Raw genomic sequence first — 18239 nt, 5'->3', positions numbered from 1 at the left:
CCATGCTGGACTGGCTGCGCCAGGACGTGGGCCTCGTCCGCCGCATGGTGCCCCACCTGAGGCCGGGCACGCCCGCGCAGAACGCGCTGCTGCTCAAGATCATGGCGGAGCAGGGCTTCATGGCGGAGCTCGAGGTCGTCGCGGGTTGGCCGGGCGCCCTCGAGCCGAGGTCCGCCCGCGCCGCCATGGAGGCCGCCTCCGCCGCCGGCCACGCCGAGGCCGCGACCTGGCTCCTCGCGCGCATGCAGGGGGTACGGAAGGAGGCGGCTCCCAAGGCCGTGCACCTGGCCTCGGGTCCTGCCGACGTGCCAGCTGCGGCGCAATCGCGCCTCGCACCTGCGGAAACGCCGGGTTCTGCACCAGCCGCGACCCAAGCCTCGCACCCCGCGACCGACTCTGACCCGCACGCGGACGAGCGCGTCGCCCTCGCACGGCAGGTGCTCGGCCTCGCCCGCGGGCTCATCGTGGCGGACAACCCCTTCCTCGCGTCCGCGTTCGCGCGGCTGGACGCCGTGCCTCAGGAGGCGCCCGCGGAGCGGCCCCTCGCAACCAACGGCCGCGTAATAACGTTTGACGCCCACGCGATCGTGGGCGACTTCGCCCGCACGCGCCAGGCCCCCACGCACGACCTCATGCACGTGCTCGTGCACTGCATGATGCTCCACCCCTTCGTGTCCGGCTCCGTTGACGCATCCTGCTGGGACCTCGCCGCGGACGCCGTGGCGGAGGCCGTCACGGCCGAGGTGCTGGGCCCGCGCGAGGGAGACCGCGGCAGGCAGACGCAGGCCGTGATCGACCAGATGGAGTCCACGCTCGGCCATCGCATAACGGCGGAGCGCCTCTACCACGCCCTGCGCGGCGGCGCCTTCGCCAACGCGCGCGAGGACTGGGCGCGGCTCCTGCTGGTGGACGACCACGCCGCATGGCACCCCGAGTCCACGCCGGAGCAGCCGCAGTCCCAACCCGGCGGCGACTCCCGGGACGACGGCGCAGGTGGCGACGGTTCGGCCGGCGGCTCCAGCCAGCCCGGCACCCAGCAGCCCCAAGGCGAGCCCACGCCGCAGTCCGCAACCCAGCCCGCGGGCGAGAAGAACGGCTCCCCCACCCCTAGCGACGCCGCTACCAGCGACGACACCGGGGCCGCAACCCCGGACGCGCCCCTCGACCAGGAGGCAGCCGCGGAGCAAGGCGCCGCGTCCCTCTCGCCCGACCGGCGCGACGCACGCGAGGGCGCGCCGCAGCCCCAGGCGCCCGGCCAGCCGCAGGCGCCGCGCCTCACGCCCACGGAGCGCGAGCGCGCGGAGGAGGACTGGCGCCGCGAGGCCAAGTCGGTCCGCGTCAACCTGCAGACGCTCATGCGCGGGCGCGGCTCCAGGCTGGGGCGGCTCGTGGGCGAGCTCGAGGTGAGCGCGCACGAGCAGGTGGACTACCGCGACTTCCTGCGGCAGTTTGCCGTGCAGAGCGAGGAGCTGCACGTTTCCGACGACGAGTTCGACTACGTGTTCTACACGTACGGCCTCTCGCTCTACGGCGACATGCCGCTCATCGAGCCGCTCGAGTACCGCGACGAGAGGCGCATACGCGACTTCGTGATCGTGATCGACACGTCGAGCTCCGTCACGCTCGACGTGGTGCAGCAGTTCGTGGACGCCACGTTCGACGTGCTCACGAGCGAGTCGAGCTTCTCGCAGCGGGTGAACGTCCACATCATCCAGGCGGACCAGCGCGTCCAGAGCGACACCAAGATCTCCTCGCTCGCGGACCTGGACCGCTGGCGGCGCAACATCAAGCTCGTGGGCTTTGGCGGCACGGACTTCCGCCCCGCCTTCACCTACGTCAACGAGCTCCTGGCCGCCGGCGAGTTCGATGACCTGTCCGGCCTCATCTACTTCACGGACGGCTGGGGCATCTACCCCGACCGCATGCCGCCATACAAGACCACGTTCGTGTTCTACGACGAGGACCACCGCCCCGAGCTGGTGCCACCCTGGGCCATCCAGATCACGCTGCACCCGGGCGAGTTCGAGTCGATGTCGGTCTACTAGCCCGGCCGCACGGCCCGCCGCAAGCGCCGTGCTACCATCAACACACCAACCGAGGAGCGCCCATGGACATCAAGCAGGCAACCAGGCAGATCGAGGGCGCCGTGCGCGCCTACCTCAGCAAGGACGAGCACGGCATCTACCGCATCCCCACGCAGATGCAGCGTCCCATCATCATGATAGGTCCTCCGGGCATCGGCAAGACGGCCATCGTGAGCCAGGTCGCGAGCCGCCTGGGCGTCAACTTCGTGAGCTACTCCATCACGCACCACACGCGCCAGAGCGCGCTCGGCCTCCCCTACATCGCGCAGAGCGAGTACGGCGGCCGCACGTACAAGGTCAGCCGCTACACCATGAGCGAGATCATCGCGGCCACCTACGACGCGGTGGAGAGGACCGGCATCCCCGAGGGAATCCTCTTTTTGGACGAGGTCAACTGCGCGTCCGAGACGCTCATGCCCGCCATGCTGCAGTTCCTCCAGTACAAGACGTTTGGCCAGCACCGCCTGCCCGCCGGCTGGGTCATCGTGACGGCCGGCAACCCGCCCGAGTACAACCGCGCCGCGCGCGAGTTCGACCCCGCCATGATGGACCGCATGAAGCGCATCGACGTGGAGCCCAGCCTCGACGCGTGGATGGACTACGCGCTCTCCCATGGCATCCACCCCGCCATCAGCACCTACCTCACGAGCAAGCCCAAGAACTTCTACCGCGTGCGCGCCAGCGTGCGCGGCGCCCAGCTCGTGACGGCGCGCGGCTGGGAGGACCTCTCGCGCATGATCTGGGCCTACCGCCACGAGGGCATCCCCGTGGACCAGGACCTGGTGGCGCAGTACCTCCAGGACCGCGAGATCGCGGAGGACTTCAGCCTCTACCTCGAGCTCTTCAGCAAGTACGAGGACGACTACAAGGTCGACGGCATCCTCGCAGGAGACGCGGGCCAGGAGATCCTGGACCGTGCCCGCAACGCCCCCTTTGACGAGCGCATCGCCCTGGTGAACCTCATGCTGGACGCGCTCCTCACCTCCGCGCACGACGTCGACGCGCGGCAGGAGGCGCTGGCGCACGCCCGCGAGGACGTGGCCCAGGCCCGCGAGGAGCTGGCCGGCACGCCCACGGCTGCCGTGGCGGCGGGCGAGCGGGTCTGCGCCGCGGCCCAGAGGGCCTCCAAGGACGCACGTGCCGAGGGGACCGCGGACACCCGCCGCCAGACCACGCTCGCGGAGCGCGCGGAGCTCCTGGACGAGGTGCGCGCCGCCCTCACACGCTGGGCGATGGACGCCTCCGCCGCGGCGGACGGCGACGGGCTCGCCGTGGCGACGGCCGCGCTCGACGCACGCGGGGACGCGCTGGCACAGCTCCAGGAGGGGCTCGCCGGCAGGCTCGACAACGCCCTGGGCTTCCTGGACGACGCCTTTGGCCGCGACGGGCAGGAGCTCGTGGTCTTCGTGACGCACCTCGCCGTTGACCCGGCGTTCATGCGCTTCGCCTCCGAGCACGCCTCGAGCCTCCTGGCCGAGCACGGCCAGGCGCTCATGTTCCACGAGCGCGGGCTCGACCTGCTCAAGGAGGCGGACAGGCTCAAGTAGCGCGGGCGAGAAGGACGACCCCGTGGCCCAAGGCGCGGCCACGGGCGCGGGGGCGCGTCCTTCTCGCGGGGGCGCGTCCTTCTCGCCTAGTCGACGCTCTTGAGGGACTCGACCATGTCCACGCGGTCGAGGCGCGGCCTCATGAGCAGGAGGATCGCAACCGTGAAGGCCATGGCGAGGGCGAAGGAGAGCGCGAAGCTCGCGGGGTGGATGACCCGGCCGAACATGACGTAGTCGACCTCGGCCGTGGTGATGACGAAGCGCTCGAGCCACGAGCCCAGAAGCATGCCCAACGCGTCGCCCAGCAGCGCGATGATCACGATCTCGCGGTAGACGTAGGCGTGGACCTCGCGCCGCGTGAAGCCGAGCACGCGCAGGCTCGCGATCTCGCGCACGCGCTCCGACACGTTGATGTTGGTGAGGTTGTACAGCACGATGAACGCCAGCGCGCCCGCGCTCACGATGAGCACCACCACGACCATGTTCACGACGGAGAGCGTATGACGGTACGTGTTGATGGTCTGGCGCGTGAAGCTGACCGTGGAGACGCCGGAGAGCTTGTGCAGGGCGTCGGACACGCGCGACTCCGCCTTGGAGCCGCCGCTCACGCGCGCGTACACCGTGAGGAAGGACGGGTCGGAGCCCATGGCGCGCCGCCAGGCCCGCCTGCCCACGTACACGTAGTTGCCCACGTAGTTCTCCGCCACGGCGTCCACCTTGAGCCGCACGCCCCTGCCCGTGGCGCTGCCCACGTCGTCCTGCTGGTACAGGACGATGGTGTCGCCCGCGCCTATGCCATAGAGGCTCGCGAGCTTCTCCGTCACGACGACGCTGTCCTGGCCGAACGTTATGGCCGTGCCCGACGTGCGGTCGCGCAGCGCGACGCCGGACGCGAGCCCGGAGGCCGACTGCGGCACGACCACGCTCACGCGCGTCTTGTCCGTCGCGGCCGAGGAGGCACCCGTGCCCTTGGCGAGCATGGTGTCCGTGTGCACGCGCACGACGCCGCTCGCGCTCCCCTTTGAGCGCAGGCATGCGACGGCGGCGTCCACGTCCGCCTGGCCCGAGCCGTCCCCCAGCGTGACCGTCGTGTTGTAGCGCACGATGGGACCGTACTGCCGGTCGATGATGTCCCAGATCGAGTCGTGCAGGCCAAAGCCCACGAGCAGCAGCGCGGAGCAGCCCGCGATGCCCGCGAGCGTCATGAGGAGCCGACGCTTGTAGCGGAAGAGGTTGCGGAACGTGACCTTCCACGAGAAGGACAGCCTCCGCCACAGCGGGCGGACGCGCTCAAGCAGGATGCGCTTGCCCGCCTTGGGCGCGCGCGGGCGCAGGAGCGCGGCGGGCGCCTCAGCCAGGCTCGCGGCCACGGCCAGAAGCGTCGACGCGAGCGTGACGCCCACGCCCAGGCCGCCCGCCGCGAGCGCCGTGCCCGCGTCGATCGGGAGCGGGAACGAGAGCGTGGGCACCACGTAGATGACGGAGTACGCGTCCATCACGATGCGCGGCAGGACCTGCGTGAGCACGCAGATGCCCAGGACGGCGCCGAGCCCGCTCGCGAGCAGCGCGTACGTGAGGTACATGGCCGCGATGCGCCCCTTGCCGTAGCCCAGGGCCTTGTGCGTGCCGATGCGCTGGCGGTCGTCGTCCACGATGCGCGTCATGGTGGTGAGCGCGACCAACGCGGCCACCAGGAAGAACATGGCCGGGAACACCGTCGCGATGCGGTCGAGGCGCTCCGTGTCGGCCTCGTAGGTCGCGGCGCCCTCGCTCTGGCTGCGGTCGAGCGTGTAGACGCTGGGAGCGGACATGGCGTCAACCTGCTCCTGCGCGGCCGCGAGCTGCTGCTGCGCCGCGGAGAGGTCCGTGCTCGCGCCGGCCGAGGCGGCCTGCGCGGCCGCGGCCTGGGCCGCGGCCACCTGGGCGTCGAGCTTGGACTGCGCCTGGGACTTGAGCTCCGCGAGCCGGTCCTCGGCCAGGGAGCCCTCGATCTTCTCGACCCGCGCCTTGACCCTGTCGACCGCGGACTCGTACGCGGAGGAGCCGGACACGGCGGAACGCGCCGCGCCGACCGTGAGGTAGGCGTCCGTGTACGGGTAGTCCGCCGCAAAGGTGGAGGCCGTCACGAACGCGTACTGCCCGATCGTGCCCGACCCCAGCCGCGTGGAGCCAAAGGAGCCGGTGTAGGGGTAGTCGGGCGAGCTCACCGTTCCCACGACCCTGAGTTTTGTGGTCGAGAGGATCGTGCCCACGTCCTCGGACGCGGACACCACCTCGATGGTGCTGCCGACCTTGACCTTCTTGGTCGCGTCCGCGGAGACGACGCACTCCCCCGCCGCCTTGGGCCAGCGACCCGAGACGAGCCGCGCGCGGTTGAGGTAGGAGGCCTTGGACGAGCTGACGGAGTAGGCCGACGTGGCCGTGGACGCGCGGGCGGCGTCGGCGTCCACGGACGTGACGCGCACCGCGACCTGGTCGCTTCCCAGCTTGCACACGACGTCCGCCGTGCGCGACGCCATGACCTGCGACACGCCCTTCACATTGGAAAGGCGCTCGACCTGGGCACTCGAGAGGCCCTTGGTCGACACGACGCGCAGGTCCCACAGCGTGGAGCCGTCGTACCAGCGGTCCGCCGCCGCGCGCATGTCCGGGCCGCACATCCGGAGGCCGGCGTAGAACCCGCAGCCCAGGGCCACGATGCCCATGATGGCGAGGAAGCGGCCGAGGGAGTCGCGGATGCTCCTGAGGAGCTCCTTCGTGTACGCGGAGCGCGCCATGGGCTACCACTCCACCTGGGAGGCATCGCTGGGATGGTCGTTCTTCTCGACGGAGGCGGCACGACCCTCGCGCACGTGGATGACGCGGTCAGCCATCTGCGTGAACGCCAGGTTGTGGGTCACGATCACGACGGTGCGGCCGCCGGCCTTGCAGCTGTCCTGCAGGAGCGAGAGGATCTGCTTTCCCGTGCGGTAGTCGAGCGCGCCCGTGGGCTCGTCGCACAGCAGGAGCTTGGGGTTCTTGGCGAGCGCGCGGGCGATGGCCACGCGCTGCTGCTCGCCGCCGGAGAGCTGCGCCGGGAAGTTGTCGAGCCGGTCGGCGAGCCCCACCTGCGCAAGCACGTCCGCGGCGGGCAGCGGGTCGCGGCAGATCTGGCTCGCGAGCTCCACGTTCTCGAGCGCGGTCAGGTTCTGCACGAGGTTGTAGAACTGGAACACGAAGCCGATGTCGTGCCGGCGGTACTGCGTGAGCTCGCGCTCGCCCATGCCGCTCACGAGCTGGCCGTCGAGCCGGATCGTGCCCGACGTGCAGGAGTCCATCCCTCCCAGCAGGTTGAGCACCGTGGTCTTGCCGGCGCCCGAGGGTCCCACGATGACGGCAAGCTCGCCCTTCTCTATCGAGAAGGTCATGCCGTCGAGGGCCCGGACCTCGACCTCGCCCGTGCGGTAGACCTTGCTGACGTCCTCGAACTCCACGTAAGACATGGCGCACCCCCTGCGCGCATTGTCCCACGCACAGGGGGTGGCCTCAATCATGGTTCAACGGACGGTACGAAACGGGGGCGTCGCGGCTCGGGTGACGGGACGGCGGCTCGCTACGCGCCGCGCTCGGCGGCCTTGCGCGCCTTGCGGGCGTCGCGGCGCTGCGTGAGCCCCATGTAGAACAGGGCGACGCCCACGAGCAGGCCCACGGTCAGCACCATCATGCCGGCGATGGACGGGAAGGTGTTGGAGAGGTAGAGCGCAAAGCTCGCGACCACGACGACGATGCCGAGCAGCATGAAGAGGCCTGCGTGGCCCTTGCCGGACGCCTGCTGGGGGGTTGCGCCGAACTCGGCCCTCACGCCGCTGTCCGCGGCCTCGGTGGCGCGCAGGAAGGAGGGCTCCTCTCCCCACTCCGCGGCGTTGGCCACGTCCTCGCAGAGCTGCGCGACGCCGCCCTCGTGCAGGCCCTTGAGGTGCGACTTCGCGGCGGACCAGGCCGCCTTGGACGCGTCCGTGGTCGCGACGGAGGCGGGCACGGCGGAGAGGAGCTCCGCATCGGCCGTCGCGCCGCCAAGGACCAGCACCTCGCTGCGGCTCACGCCCAGCCTGTCCATGAGCTCGCGGGCGCCGTCCGCACGTGTGGTCGCGCGCGTCGGGAGGATCATCCCGTCCGCGACGAGCTCGGCACCGTTCCTGAGCACGGCATTCTGCAGGCAGGACTCGTCGCCGCCAAGGAGTTCGAGCGCGTCGGCGCGGCCGCGCGCGCTCATCGGCGCGAGGCGGATGCCCGCATGCAGCACCTTGTGGAGTTGTGCGATCGTCTGGCGGTCGAGCGGGCGGCCGTCGCGGGTCCCGAGTGCATGGTCCATGTCAACGAGTACGAGCCTAATCAAGCGGAAGCCTTCCTCTTGGGTCCAATGCCTGGGGATATCGTTCCCCAAATGATGACATCATCCCTCAAGACGGCGTACCGCACAGACATCTGCAGAAAAGAGGCATCAACGGACGGGCGAACCGCGCACCACAAGTCACGGGAGCCGTGCGGCACGACGACCGCCTCGGGCTACAACTTTTTTCGTGCCTCGTGTAGTTCATTGGGGTTTGAGTGTGCTTTGGGAGGGGCATCAAGACGCCTTGCGACCTCTCAAACGCCAGACCATGTCTAAAACGCATGTATACGTTGTTCATCGTATGGCTCTGAATGGGCTGCATACGCTTCGAGTACGCCACACCTGGGTTTTGCGGTCGAAAACCACACTCAAACCCCCTTCCGTTACACAGGGGCCGAAATAAGTTCGCTAACGCGCAGCCGTGGTACCGTCCGGGCCGGCCCCGCACTCGTCGGACCCGTCGTCGTCCCACGTCTTGGGCAGTTCGTACTCCCCGCGCCGCAGGACTTCCTCCTCGCGCTCGCGCAGCAGCTGGCGGTAGCCGGGCAGCGGGTCAAACGGGATGAAGATCTTCGCGCGCTCTGACATCGGCATGTGGGGGCGCGCCACCACGTGCCTGCCGCCCGCGCCCGGCCTAGCGTTACTCCCCACTCCTGTGGCCCCCAATCTGGCCGTTGCGCTCGACCTGCGTTGCCTCGGGAAGGAGGTCGATGCCCTTGAGCAGCGAGTTCTTGCCAAACTTGTGCTTGATGGCGCTGATGGCCTCCTGGCGGCGGCGCTCGCGCTCGAGCCTGGCACCGTCCTCGAAGAGCCCCATCTGCACGCCGCTGCCCTCGGGTGCCACGCCGCCCAGCGACATCGTGAGCCGGTGGATGGGCCGGTCCGGGTCGGCGACCTGCCCGTAGAGCTCGACCACGGCGCGCAGGATCTCGGCCCGCGAGTTCGTGGGCGTCTCGAAGCGCGCGGACCCCGCCGTTGAGAACTCGCCCCAGCGTGCGCGCATGCCGTGCTCCCCCGCGCGCCCCTCGGCTGCGCCCGAGGCCATCTGCCTGCGGAGCTCGCCTTTCTCGCCCGCCGTGAGCTTGTAGCCCACCATGAGCGAGACGCCCGTCGCCACGAGCCCCTGCTCCACGAGCTTGAGCGCCAGGTCGTCCGCCATCTCCTTCGCGACCACCAGGCCACCCGCGTGGTCCTTGTCGCACCCCAGCACCTGGCCGGATGAGAGCGACTTGTCCTTGGATCGGTACGCCTTGATGTCCGCTATGGTCACGGGCTCGCGTCCCCACGCGTGGTCGATCAGGATCTCCGCGTCCACGCCGAACATGCGGTACAGAGGCTCCTGCGGGTACACCGCGAGCTGCCCCATCGTGTGGATGCCCAGCTCGGCCAGGCGCCGCGCGTAGCCGGGGCCTATGCGCCAGAAGTCCGTTATGGGCCGATGCGTCCAGAGCGTGTCGCGGTACGTCTGCTCGTCCAGCACGCCAAAGAAGTCCGGGCTGTGCTTGGCCGTGATGTCGAGCGCGACCTTGGCCAGGTACAGGTTGGTGCCCAGGCCGCACGTCGCGGGGATGCCCGTCGTGCGCACCACGTCCTCGCGGATGCGCTCGCCCAGCTCGCGCGCCGTGCAGCCGTACAGCCCCAGGTAGCCCGTCACGTCGATGAACGCCTCGTCGATGGAGTACACGTGCATGTCGTCGGGCGAGACGTAGCGCAGGTAGACGGAGTAGATGTCGGCCGAGCGCTCCATGTACAGGCGCATGCGCGGCGGCGCGATGATGTAGTCCATCCCCTCGGGGATCTCGAACAGCCGGCAGCGGTTGCGCACGCCCTTCGCCTTGAGCGAGGGCGAGACGGCCAGGCAGATCGTCTTCCTGCTTCGGGTGGCGTCCGCAACCACCAGGTCCGTCGTCATGGGGTCGAGCCCGCGCGCCACGCACTCCACGGAGGCGTAGAAGCTCTTGAGGTCGATCACCAGGTACTGCCTCTGGCGAGAAGGACGTGCCGTCCCTCCCGATGCGCCCGTCTCCAACGCCACGCTAGCCCTGGTAGACGATCTTCTGCTTCGTGGCCTCGACGGCCTCCTCGCCCAGGAAGTGGCGCACCAGCTGCAGGCCAAGCTCCACGGCGGTCCCGAGGCCCTTGCTGGTGGTCAGGTTGCCGTCCACCACCACGGCGTCCTGCAGCACCGTGGCGCCGTGCTCGGACAGCACGTGCTGGAAGTTGGGGTTGCTCGTGGCGTGCCTGCCCTCGAGGAGCCCCAGCTCCGCCAGGATGGAGGGCGCCGCGCAGATGGCCGCGACCTCGCGCCCGCTGCGCGCGAACTCGGTCACGGCCTTGCACAGCGGCTCGCACGCGCGGAGGTTCTTGGTGCCGGGCATGCCGCCGGGCAGCACCAGCATGTCGTAGTCGTCAAAGCTGAAGCCCTCGTCCGCGATGGTGGCATCGCACACCACCGTCACCTCGTGGCTCGAGGTCACGGCCAGGTTGCCCGTGACGGACACCTTGTCGCACGGGACGCCCGACCGGTACAGAAGATCCACCAGCACCAGGGCCTCGCACTCCTCGAGCCCGTCCGCGAAGAAGACCGCCACGCGCTTCTCGGTCGCCTGCCTGAACATGTGAGCCTCCCACTGCCCCGCGCGGGGCGTCGATTCCAGTCGTCCTGTCCTTCTCACACGAGCATAGCACCCGCCGCGGCGCGGCCGCCCGCGGGACGCCGTCCCCTACTCGCTTCGCAGCGACTCCACCGGGTCGTTCTTGCTCGCCTTGGTGGAGGGGATGAGCCCGCCCAGGAAGGTAAGGAGCACGCTGATGCCGATGAGCGCGAGCGCCGACTGCCAGGGAAGGATCATGATGTTCGCGATGTTCTTCCACTGCAGCACGAAGTGGTTCACGGGAACCTGCGCAACCAGCACCACCAGGATCGCGAACACGCCCGCGATGAGCCCCTCGATGATGGTCTCCGCGTTGAACACGTTGGCCACGTTGAGCTTGGAGGCGCCCATGGCGCGCAGCACGCCGATCTCCTTCTTGCGCTCCAGCACGGATATGTAGGTGATGATGCCGATCATGATCGAGCTCACCACCAGCGAGATGGACACGAAGGCGATGAGCACCATCGATATCATGTTCACGATGTCGGACACGGAGCTCATGAGCGAGCCCGCCACGTCGGAGTACTGGATCTTCTGGTCCGCGTGGCCCGCCGCGGCGCGCTTGGCGTTGTAGCGGTCGATGAACCTGAGGATGCCCTCCTTGTCGTCAAAGCTCTTGGGGTAGATCTTGACGGTCGAGGGGTCGGAGGCCACCGCGTAGCCCAGCTTGCTCAGGTTGTTGTCGTACGTGAGCTGGCTCGCGTTGACGTAGTTGTTGAGGAGCGAGCGCAGGTCCTCCTGCGTCATGTTCACGTGGATGGCGTTCTTGAAGGCCGTGGGGTCCACGGAGAAGCCGTTCTGCAGCGCGCTCGTGAGCGTGGACATCTTCTGCGATATCTGGCTCGATATCGTGCTGGCAAGCTGCGTCCCCATGGACTGCGTCGCGGCCTCCATCTGGGACTCCATCTGACTCGCGAGCTGCGTCGCCACGAGGGACGCGGCCTGCTGCATGAGGGAGTCCACCTGCCCGCGCACGTAGTCGGCCACGTAGGCCATGTACTTCTCGTACGTGTCGTTCACCGCGTTGAACGTGTCGTCGCCCAGGCTCTGGCGCAGGCCGTCCATGGCCTGCCTTGCGGCGTCCGTCTGCGCGTAGGCGTCCCACGAGTCGTCCGCACCGTCGGGCAGGGCCTGGCGCCACGCCACGTAGCCCGTCGCGAGCGTCGTGGCCGCCTGGGTCGCCGCGGTCTGCTGGTCGGGCGTGAGCTCGATCCCGCTCTGCTGCGCATAGGTCGAGAAGGGCGTGACGCCTGCCACGATGCGCTGCACGGTGTCCTCGCTCAGCATCGAGTCGATGGGCGAGGTGTCGATCTTCATGGCGGAGGGGTCGAAGCCGGAGCCGTCGAGGCTGAGGCCCGAGAGGTCTACCTGCCCCAGGCTCGCCGTGTCGACGGCCGAGGTGTTGATCGTGAACGCCTTCTTGAGGGCGTCCTGGTCCACCGTGAAGAGCTTGCTCATGTCGAAGCTTCCCGAGGACCTCTGCAGCTCCTCGAAGGTCTTGCCCGTGAACACGTCCACCTTGGGGTTGGCCAGCTGCTCGCGCACCACCTGGGAGGACGCCGCGCGCTGCATGAGCTCGCTCGTGAGGGCCGGCGTGTAGGCGACGCCCTCGCTCACGAGGGAGGTGCGCGACCCGCTCCTGGGCCTGATCACGCCTACGATCTTGAGCTTGATGCCGCCGGCGACCTTCTGCCTCAGGAAGTCCTGGTCGTCGCTCATGTCCGTCCAGGTGCCCTGCGAGGCGTTCTTCTGGTACAGGTCCGAGGGTGACAGCACGCTGAACGTCATGCCCAGCGCGTCGTCGTACGTGAACTTGCGCTTGTTGCCAGTGGGGACCTCCACCTTCTGGCCGCTCGTGGCCTCCTGCACCATGCGCTGCATGTCCTCCGTGTTGTAGAAGCCCAGGGAGTAGAGCGTGTAGTCGCTTATCGACCCCTTGCGGTCGAGCACGAGCACGGCCTCGTCGGCCGCCTTGGGCCAGCTGCCGCGCACCAGGGTCATGTTGTCCCTGAGGAGCGTCTGGTCGCTCACGAGCTGCGAGAAGGAGCTCGACGTGGAGGTCCCGCCCATGAGCATCGAGCCCATGGCCCCGCCGGAGAGCGTGCTCGCCACGTCGGACGGGTTGAGCCTGACCACCTTGCCGGAGTCCTCCGTCTTGAAGACCTGCGGCGTCACGTCGTAGTCGTACTCCACGGCGTTGGCGTTCTTCCTGACCTGGCCCATGTGCGCGTCCAGGTACCTCTTGAAGGACTTCAGGTCGTTGCTCTTGACCTGCGCGAACATGTCCGTCATGACGGAGCGCTGCCTGATGGTGGAGCCCTTGCCGGATGCGTCCTTCGCGCTGGCCGCGGAGGCGGACTCCTGCCCCATCGCCTTGCTCAGGTCGAAGCTGTTCTTCGTGATGCTCAGTGGGTAGCTCGAGAGCGCGCTCTCCTCCGTGCGCGCGATGTAGTTGTTGACGCCGTTGGAGAGCGCGAGGATCGCCGCGATGCCAATGATGCCGATCGACCCCGCAAAGGCCGTCATGAACGTGCGGCCCTTCTTGGTCATGAGGTTGTTAAACGAGAGCGCAAGCGCCGTCAGGAAGCTCATGGACGCCCGCTGTCTGCCCTTGGGGCGCCGTCCGCGGGCGCCCTCGGGCAAGTGGGACGCGTCCTTCTCGCCCGCGGGCACCGCCGTGGCGCCCGGCACCGTCGCGGTCGCGGCACCCGACCCCGCGGCCGCGAGCTCCGCCGGCTCGAGGGGCCGGCTGTCGCCCACCACGCGGCCGTCCTTCACGCGCACGATGCGCGTGGCGTAGTCCTGCGCGAGCTCCGGGTTGTGCGTGACCATGACCACCAGGCGGTCCTTGGAGACGTCCTTGAGGATGTCCATCACCTGGATGCCGGTCTGCGTGTCGAGGGCGCCCGTGGGCTCGTCGGCCAGCACGATGTCCGGGTCGTTCACCAGGGCGCGTGCGATGGCCACGCGCTGCATCTGCCCGCCGGAGAGCTGGCTCGGGTGCTTGCGCAGGTGGTCGCCCAGGCCCACGGCCTCGAGCGCCTCCGTGGCGCGCCGCTCGCGCTCCCTGCGACCCACGCCCGCGAGCGTGAGCGCCAGCTCAACGTTGGAGAGCACGGTCTGGTGCGGGATGAGGTTGTAGCTCTGGAACACGAAGCCCACGCGGTGGTTGCGGTAGGCGTCCCAGTCCTTGCCGGAGTAGTCCTTGGTCGAGGTGCCGTTGATCACGATCTCGCCCGAGTCAGCGTGGTCGAGCCCGCCCAGGATGTTGAGCATCGTGGTCTTGCCGGAACCCGACGGCCCCAGGATCGCCACGAACTCGCTGTCCCTGAAGGCAAGGCTCACGTCGTCGAGGGCGACCTGCGTGAAGTCGTCCGTCTTGTACGCCTTGCGAATGTGCCTGAGCTCGAGCATGCGCTTCCCTCCGTTTTCGACAGGGAAAGCTTACCCACGGCCACGCGCGGCGGCCGGCGGCGCGCCGCAGTTTCAGCCACGATTCACCTTGGCAACACACCGCCAAACCCGCGCGCAATAAAGGCGGGCGAGAGGGACGCGCCCCCTCGCCCGCCGCCGCATGCCAGGTTCAGCCGGATGCCGGCTACAGCCGCTCGGCCATGTCGAGCACGAGGCGCTCGGTCTTCTCCCACCCTATGCAGGCGTCCGTGATCGACTTGCCGTACACGCCGCCGCCCACGGGCTGGTTGCCGTCCTCGATGTAGGACTCCACCATGAAGCCGCGGAAGATCCTCGCGATGTCCGCAGAGCGGCTCACGGAGTCGAGCACCTCGTTCACGATGCGCGGCTGCTCCATCGGGCGCTTGCCCGAGTTGTCGTGGTTGCAGTCGATCAGCACGGCCGGGTTCTCGTACTTGCCGTGCAGGTAGGCCGTAGCGAGGCGCTCCAGGTACTCGTAGTGGTAGTTGGGATAGTTGATGCCGTCGAGCCCCACGTAGCCGCGCAGCAGCGCGTGCGCGAGGGGGTTGCCCGTGGTGTGGACCTCCCAGTTGCGGAAGATGAAGTCCTGCGGGGCCTGCGCCGCGTAGATCGAGTTGAGCATGACCGCGGTGGAGCCGCCGGTGGGGTTCTTCATGCCCACGGGCACGGGGATGCCGCTCGCCACCAGGCGGTGCTCCTGGTTCTCCACGGAGCGCGCGCCCACGGCCACGTAGCCAAGGAGGTCGACCAGGTACTGGTAGTTGCTGGGATAGAGCATCTCGTCCGCCGTGAACATGCCCGTCTCCTCCACCACTCGCAGGTGCATGTGGCGGATGGCCTTCACGCCCTCCAGCAGGTCGGGCGCGCCCTCGGGGTCCGGGTTGTGCAGGAGCCCCTTGTAGCCGGTGCCCTTGGTGCGGGGCTTGTTGGTGTACACGCGCGGGATCACGAGGATCTTCTCGCTCACGCGTTCCGCCAGCGCCGCGAGCCGCGTGACGTAGTCGAGCACGGAGTCCTCGCGGTCGGCCGAGCAGGGGCCTATGACCAGCAGGATGCGGCTGTCCTCGCCGCGGATGATGGAGGCCACCTGGGCGTCAAACGCCGGCTTCGCCTTGGCCATCCCGGGCGATAGGGGCATCGCCTCGCGGATCTCCATCGGTATGGGCAGGCGGCGCTTGAACTCCATCGACATGCGTTTCTCCTCCAGGGTCCTGTCGTGCGCCCGGGCGGGCGCGGCTTCCGCCGTGCGGCGGTGTTGCGATTGTCCCACGAAAGCGCCGCCGCTTTCTGTCCGGCAGGTTAACTTTTCCAACGCGCCCCGCGGGAATGGGGGCCTTTTGCGCAGCGCGGGAATCCCCCGCAGCACAACGGGTACGATACAAGGGTCACACACCGCACCAACCACGACCAAGGGAGGAAAACAATGGCCTGCACCACCCTGCTTGTCGGCAAGGATGCGAGCTACGACGGCTCGACCATCATCGCCAGGAACGAGGACTCCCCCGGCGGCGTCTTCACGCCCAAGAAGTTCGTCGTCATCAAGCCCGAGGACCAGCCGCGCCACTACCGCTCCGTCCTGAGCCACGTCGAGTTCGACCTTCCGGACGACCCGATGCGCTACACCTCCGTTCCCGACGCCACCCCCAAGGACGGCATCTGGGCCGAGGCCGGCGTCAACACCGCCAACGTCGCCATGAGCGCGACGGAGACCCTCACCTCCAACGAGCGCGTCCTGGGCGCCGACCCGCTGGTCGAGCTCGTCAAGGCCAAGGGCGCCCCCGGCGAGGACGGCTACGTGCCCGAGGTCCCGGGCGGCATCGGCGAGGAGGACATGGTCACGATCGTGCTCCCCTACGCCAGGTCCGCGCGCGAGGGCGTGGAGCTCATGGGCTCCTACCTGCAGAAGTACGGCACGTACGAAATGAACGGCATCGCGTTCAGCGACGTGGACGAGATCTGGTGGATGGAGACCGTTGGCGGCCACCACTGGATCGCCAAGCGCGTGCCCGACGACTGCTACGTCACCATGCCCAACCAGCTCGGCATCGACGAGTTCGACCTCACAGACGCCCTGGGCGAGAAGATCGACCACATGTGCTCGCCGGACCTCGCGGAGTGGATGGACGCCAACCACCTCGACCTCACGCTCGACGTGGTCGACCTGGGCGACGACGAGGAGGACGAGGACTGGCCCGACGCCAACCACCGCTTCTTCAACCCGCGCGACGCCTTTGGCAGCCACAGCGACTCCGACCACGTCTACAACACGCCGCGCGCCTGGGCAATGCACCGCTTCCTGAGCCCCAACCTCGGCTGGGACGACCCCAACGCGGGCTGGAACCCCGAGGACGACGACATCCCCTGGTGCATGGAGCCGCCCCGCAAGCTCACGATCGAGGACGTCAAGTACGCGCTCTCGCTCCACTACCAGGGCACGCCGTACGACCCGTACGGCGCCCGCGGCGACGCCTCCACGCGCGGCACCTACCGCCCCATCGGCATCAACCGCAACGGCCAGCTCGCCGTGCTGCAGATCCGCCCGTACGAGCCCGAGGCCTGCCGCGCCGTCCAGTGGATGGCCTACGGCAGCAACGCCTTCAACACGCTCGTGCCGTTCTTCGCAAACGTCGACACCACGCCGGAGTACCTGGCCAACACGACGCCGCACGTCACGACGGAGAGCTTCTACTGGGCAAACCGCCTCATCGCAGCCATGGCCGACGCGCACTACAACAGCTGCTCGCGCCACATCGAGCACTACAACGAGGCCGTCACGTCCAAGGGCCACGCCGCCATCGCCGCGACGGACGCCAAGGTCGACGGCAGATCCGGCAAGGCGCTCTCCTATGAGGAGGCCACGCCCGTGCTCGAGGAGGCCAACGAGTCCATCGCCGCGATGCTGAGGGAGCAGACCGACGAGACGCTCGCCAACGTCCTTCTCACCGCGAGCCTCGGCATGAAGAACGCCTTCGCGCTGAGCGACCACTAGCGGGGGGCACGACAGACGCAGCAAGTCGGGGGCCGCGCGCGCAACGCGGCCCCCATTCCACGGGAGGCAGGACACATGGGAGAGGGACGGTCGGGCGCGCCCCGCAAGCCGTACTTTCTGGACGAGGGCCGCGAGCGCGCCTACCGCTCGCTCGTGCGCGCCGTCACCAACCTGGGCTACCCCGAGGAGTTCGCCTACGTCATGTCCGGCGAGCTCCGCTCGGAGGGCGCCATGCGCAGGCTCACGTCCTACCTCGTGAACGCGCGGCCCGCGAGCCCGGAGGAGGTCGTGGACGAGATGCTGGCCATCGTCCAGAGCCGCGACGCCTGGGTGGAGCACCAGATGCGCGAGCAGAGCAACGCGCGCCTCACGCAGTGGTACAACCGCCCGGACCGCCCGGACCCGGAGCCCGGCGACGCGGACGGATCGGACGAGGGCCCGGCCGCGGAGGGCGGCTCGTGGCAGGGCGGGCCGGAGGGCCCGGGCCTCTAGCGGCACAAACCGAAGGCAATTTCACTGGGAGAAGAGCATGGCACAGGAAACCAAGGTCAGGGCGGGTGCGGACGCGCCCCAGTACAGCACGGGAGAGGAGATCGCCAACTCCGTGAGCCACGGGGTGGGCGCGCTGCTCTCGATCGCGGCGCTCGTCCTTCTCATCGTGCGGGCGGTCCAGCACGGGGGCGGGGTGCACCTGTTCGCGGCACTCTTCATGGGCATATCGCTCGTGCTCGAGTTCCTGTTCTCCACCCTGTACCACGCGCTGCGCCCCCGCAAGGCCAAGGCCGTGTTCCGCGTGTTCGACCACAGCGCCATCTACCTGCTCATCGCGGGGAGCTACGCGCCGTTCTCGTTCATCACGCTGCGCGACCACGGCGGCGTGGCGCTCGGCATCTCGGTCATGGTCGTCTGCGCGCTGGGCATCGTCGCGGAGTGCTTCCTGCGCGAACGCCAGCCCAAGTGGCTCTCGGCCGTCATCTACCTGGCGCTGGGCTGGCTCGTGATCTTCCACATCGCGGACATCTTCAGGCTGCTGCCCACGCCCGCCTTCGCCCTGCTGCTCGCGGGCGGGCTCAGCTACACCGTGGGCTGCGTGTTCTACGTGATCAAGAGGGTGCCGTACTTCCACTTTATCTGGCACCTCTTCGTGCTCGCGGGCGC

The 18239-nt window shown here is 68.7% G+C and carries 13 protein-coding genes; 5 read left to right on the top strand and 8 right to left on the bottom strand.

The window, feature by feature from the left end:
• Both ACI38Z_RS03570 and ACI38Z_RS03565 read left to right on the top strand, forming a co-directional pair.
• Positions 1–2045, top strand: a 2045-nt coding sequence (locus ACI38Z_RS03570) for a vWA domain-containing protein (RefSeq protein WP_439788815.1), incomplete at its 5' end; no start/stop codon positions are given.
• Positions 2046–2107: 62 nt separating this feature from the next.
• Positions 2108–3631, top strand: coding sequence for an AAA family ATPase (locus ACI38Z_RS03565; RefSeq protein WP_439788814.1), 1524 nt, complete (start codon positions 2108–2110; stop codon positions 3629–3631).
• Positions 3632–3717: 86 nt separating this feature from the next.
• Here the strand turns inward: ACI38Z_RS03565 and ACI38Z_RS03560 are convergent, their stop codons facing one another.
• The 8 genes from ACI38Z_RS03560 to ACI38Z_RS03525 all read right to left on the bottom strand — a co-directional run bounded on the left by ACI38Z_RS03560 (position 3718) and on the right by ACI38Z_RS03525 (position 15284).
• Positions 3718–6408: an ABC transporter permease gene (locus ACI38Z_RS03560; RefSeq protein WP_439788813.1), complete on the bottom strand. Its 2691-nt coding sequence runs from the start codon at positions 6406–6408 to the stop codon at positions 3718–3720.
• Positions 6409–6411: 3 nt separating this feature from the next.
• Positions 6412–7113 carry an ABC transporter ATP-binding protein gene (locus ACI38Z_RS03555; protein WP_439788812.1) on the bottom strand — a complete coding sequence of 234 codons (702 nt, stop codon included), beginning with the start codon at positions 7111–7113 and terminating at the stop codon, positions 6412–6414.
• Between the two features lie 110 nt (positions 7114–7223).
• Positions 7224–8006 carry an HAD family hydrolase gene (locus ACI38Z_RS03550; RefSeq protein ID WP_439788811.1) on the bottom strand — a complete coding sequence of 261 codons (783 nt, stop codon included), beginning with the start codon at positions 8004–8006 and terminating at the stop codon, positions 7224–7226.
• A 405-nt stretch (positions 8007–8411) separates the two neighbouring features.
• On the bottom strand, positions 8412–8654 hold the full coding sequence (locus tag ACI38Z_RS03545; RefSeq protein ID WP_439788810.1) for a hypothetical protein: 243 nt from the start codon (positions 8652–8654) through the stop codon (positions 8412–8414).
• Positions 8644–10038 carry a DinB/UmuC family translesion DNA polymerase gene (locus ACI38Z_RS03540; RefSeq protein WP_439788809.1) on the bottom strand — a complete coding sequence of 465 codons (1395 nt, stop codon included), beginning with the start codon at positions 10036–10038 and terminating at the stop codon, positions 8644–8646. The genes ACI38Z_RS03545 and ACI38Z_RS03540 overlap by 11 nt, the downstream gene beginning before the upstream one ends.
• A 1-nt stretch (position 10039) precedes the next feature.
• Entirely contained in the window at positions 10040–10621 is a 582-nt protein-coding gene (locus ACI38Z_RS03535) for a DJ-1 family glyoxalase III (RefSeq protein WP_439788808.1), read from the bottom strand.
• A 105-nt stretch (positions 10622–10726) separates the two neighbouring features.
• On the bottom strand, positions 10727–14071 hold the full coding sequence (locus ACI38Z_RS03530; RefSeq protein WP_439788807.1) for an ABC transporter ATP-binding protein/permease: 3345 nt from the start codon (positions 14069–14071) through the stop codon (positions 10727–10729).
• Between the two features lie 184 nt (positions 14072–14255).
• Complete coding sequence (locus ACI38Z_RS03525; RefSeq protein ID WP_439788806.1) at positions 14256–15284, bottom strand: 3-deoxy-7-phosphoheptulonate synthase; 1029 nt, start codon at positions 15282–15284, stop codon at positions 14256–14258.
• 231 nt (positions 15285–15515) lie between these two features.
• Here ACI38Z_RS03525 and ACI38Z_RS03520 point away from each other — a divergent pair, with 231 nt between their 5' ends.
• From ACI38Z_RS03520 to trhA, 3 genes are all read left to right on the top strand, one after another.
• Positions 15516–17081, top strand: a complete 1566-nt coding sequence (locus ACI38Z_RS03520) for a C69 family dipeptidase (protein ID WP_439788805.1) — start codon at positions 15516–15518, stop codon at positions 17079–17081.
• Positions 17082–17156: 75 nt separating this feature from the next.
• Positions 17157–17573, top strand: coding sequence for a hypothetical protein (locus ACI38Z_RS03515; RefSeq protein ID WP_439788804.1), 417 nt, complete (start codon positions 17157–17159; stop codon positions 17571–17573).
• Positions 17574–17610: 37 nt separating this feature from the next.
• Positions 17611–18239: PAQR family membrane homeostasis protein TrhA (gene trhA / locus ACI38Z_RS03510; RefSeq protein ID WP_439788803.1), on the top strand; the 629-nt coding region annotated here is incomplete at its 3' end.

The sequence above is a fragment of the Parafannyhessea sp. genome (genome assembly GCF_051876455.1).
Classification (GTDB): Bacteria; Actinomycetota; Coriobacteriia; order Coriobacteriales; family Atopobiaceae; genus Parafannyhessea.
Note: the sequence above shows the minus strand (reverse complement) of the source record. Positions and strands in the feature narration are given on the sequence as shown.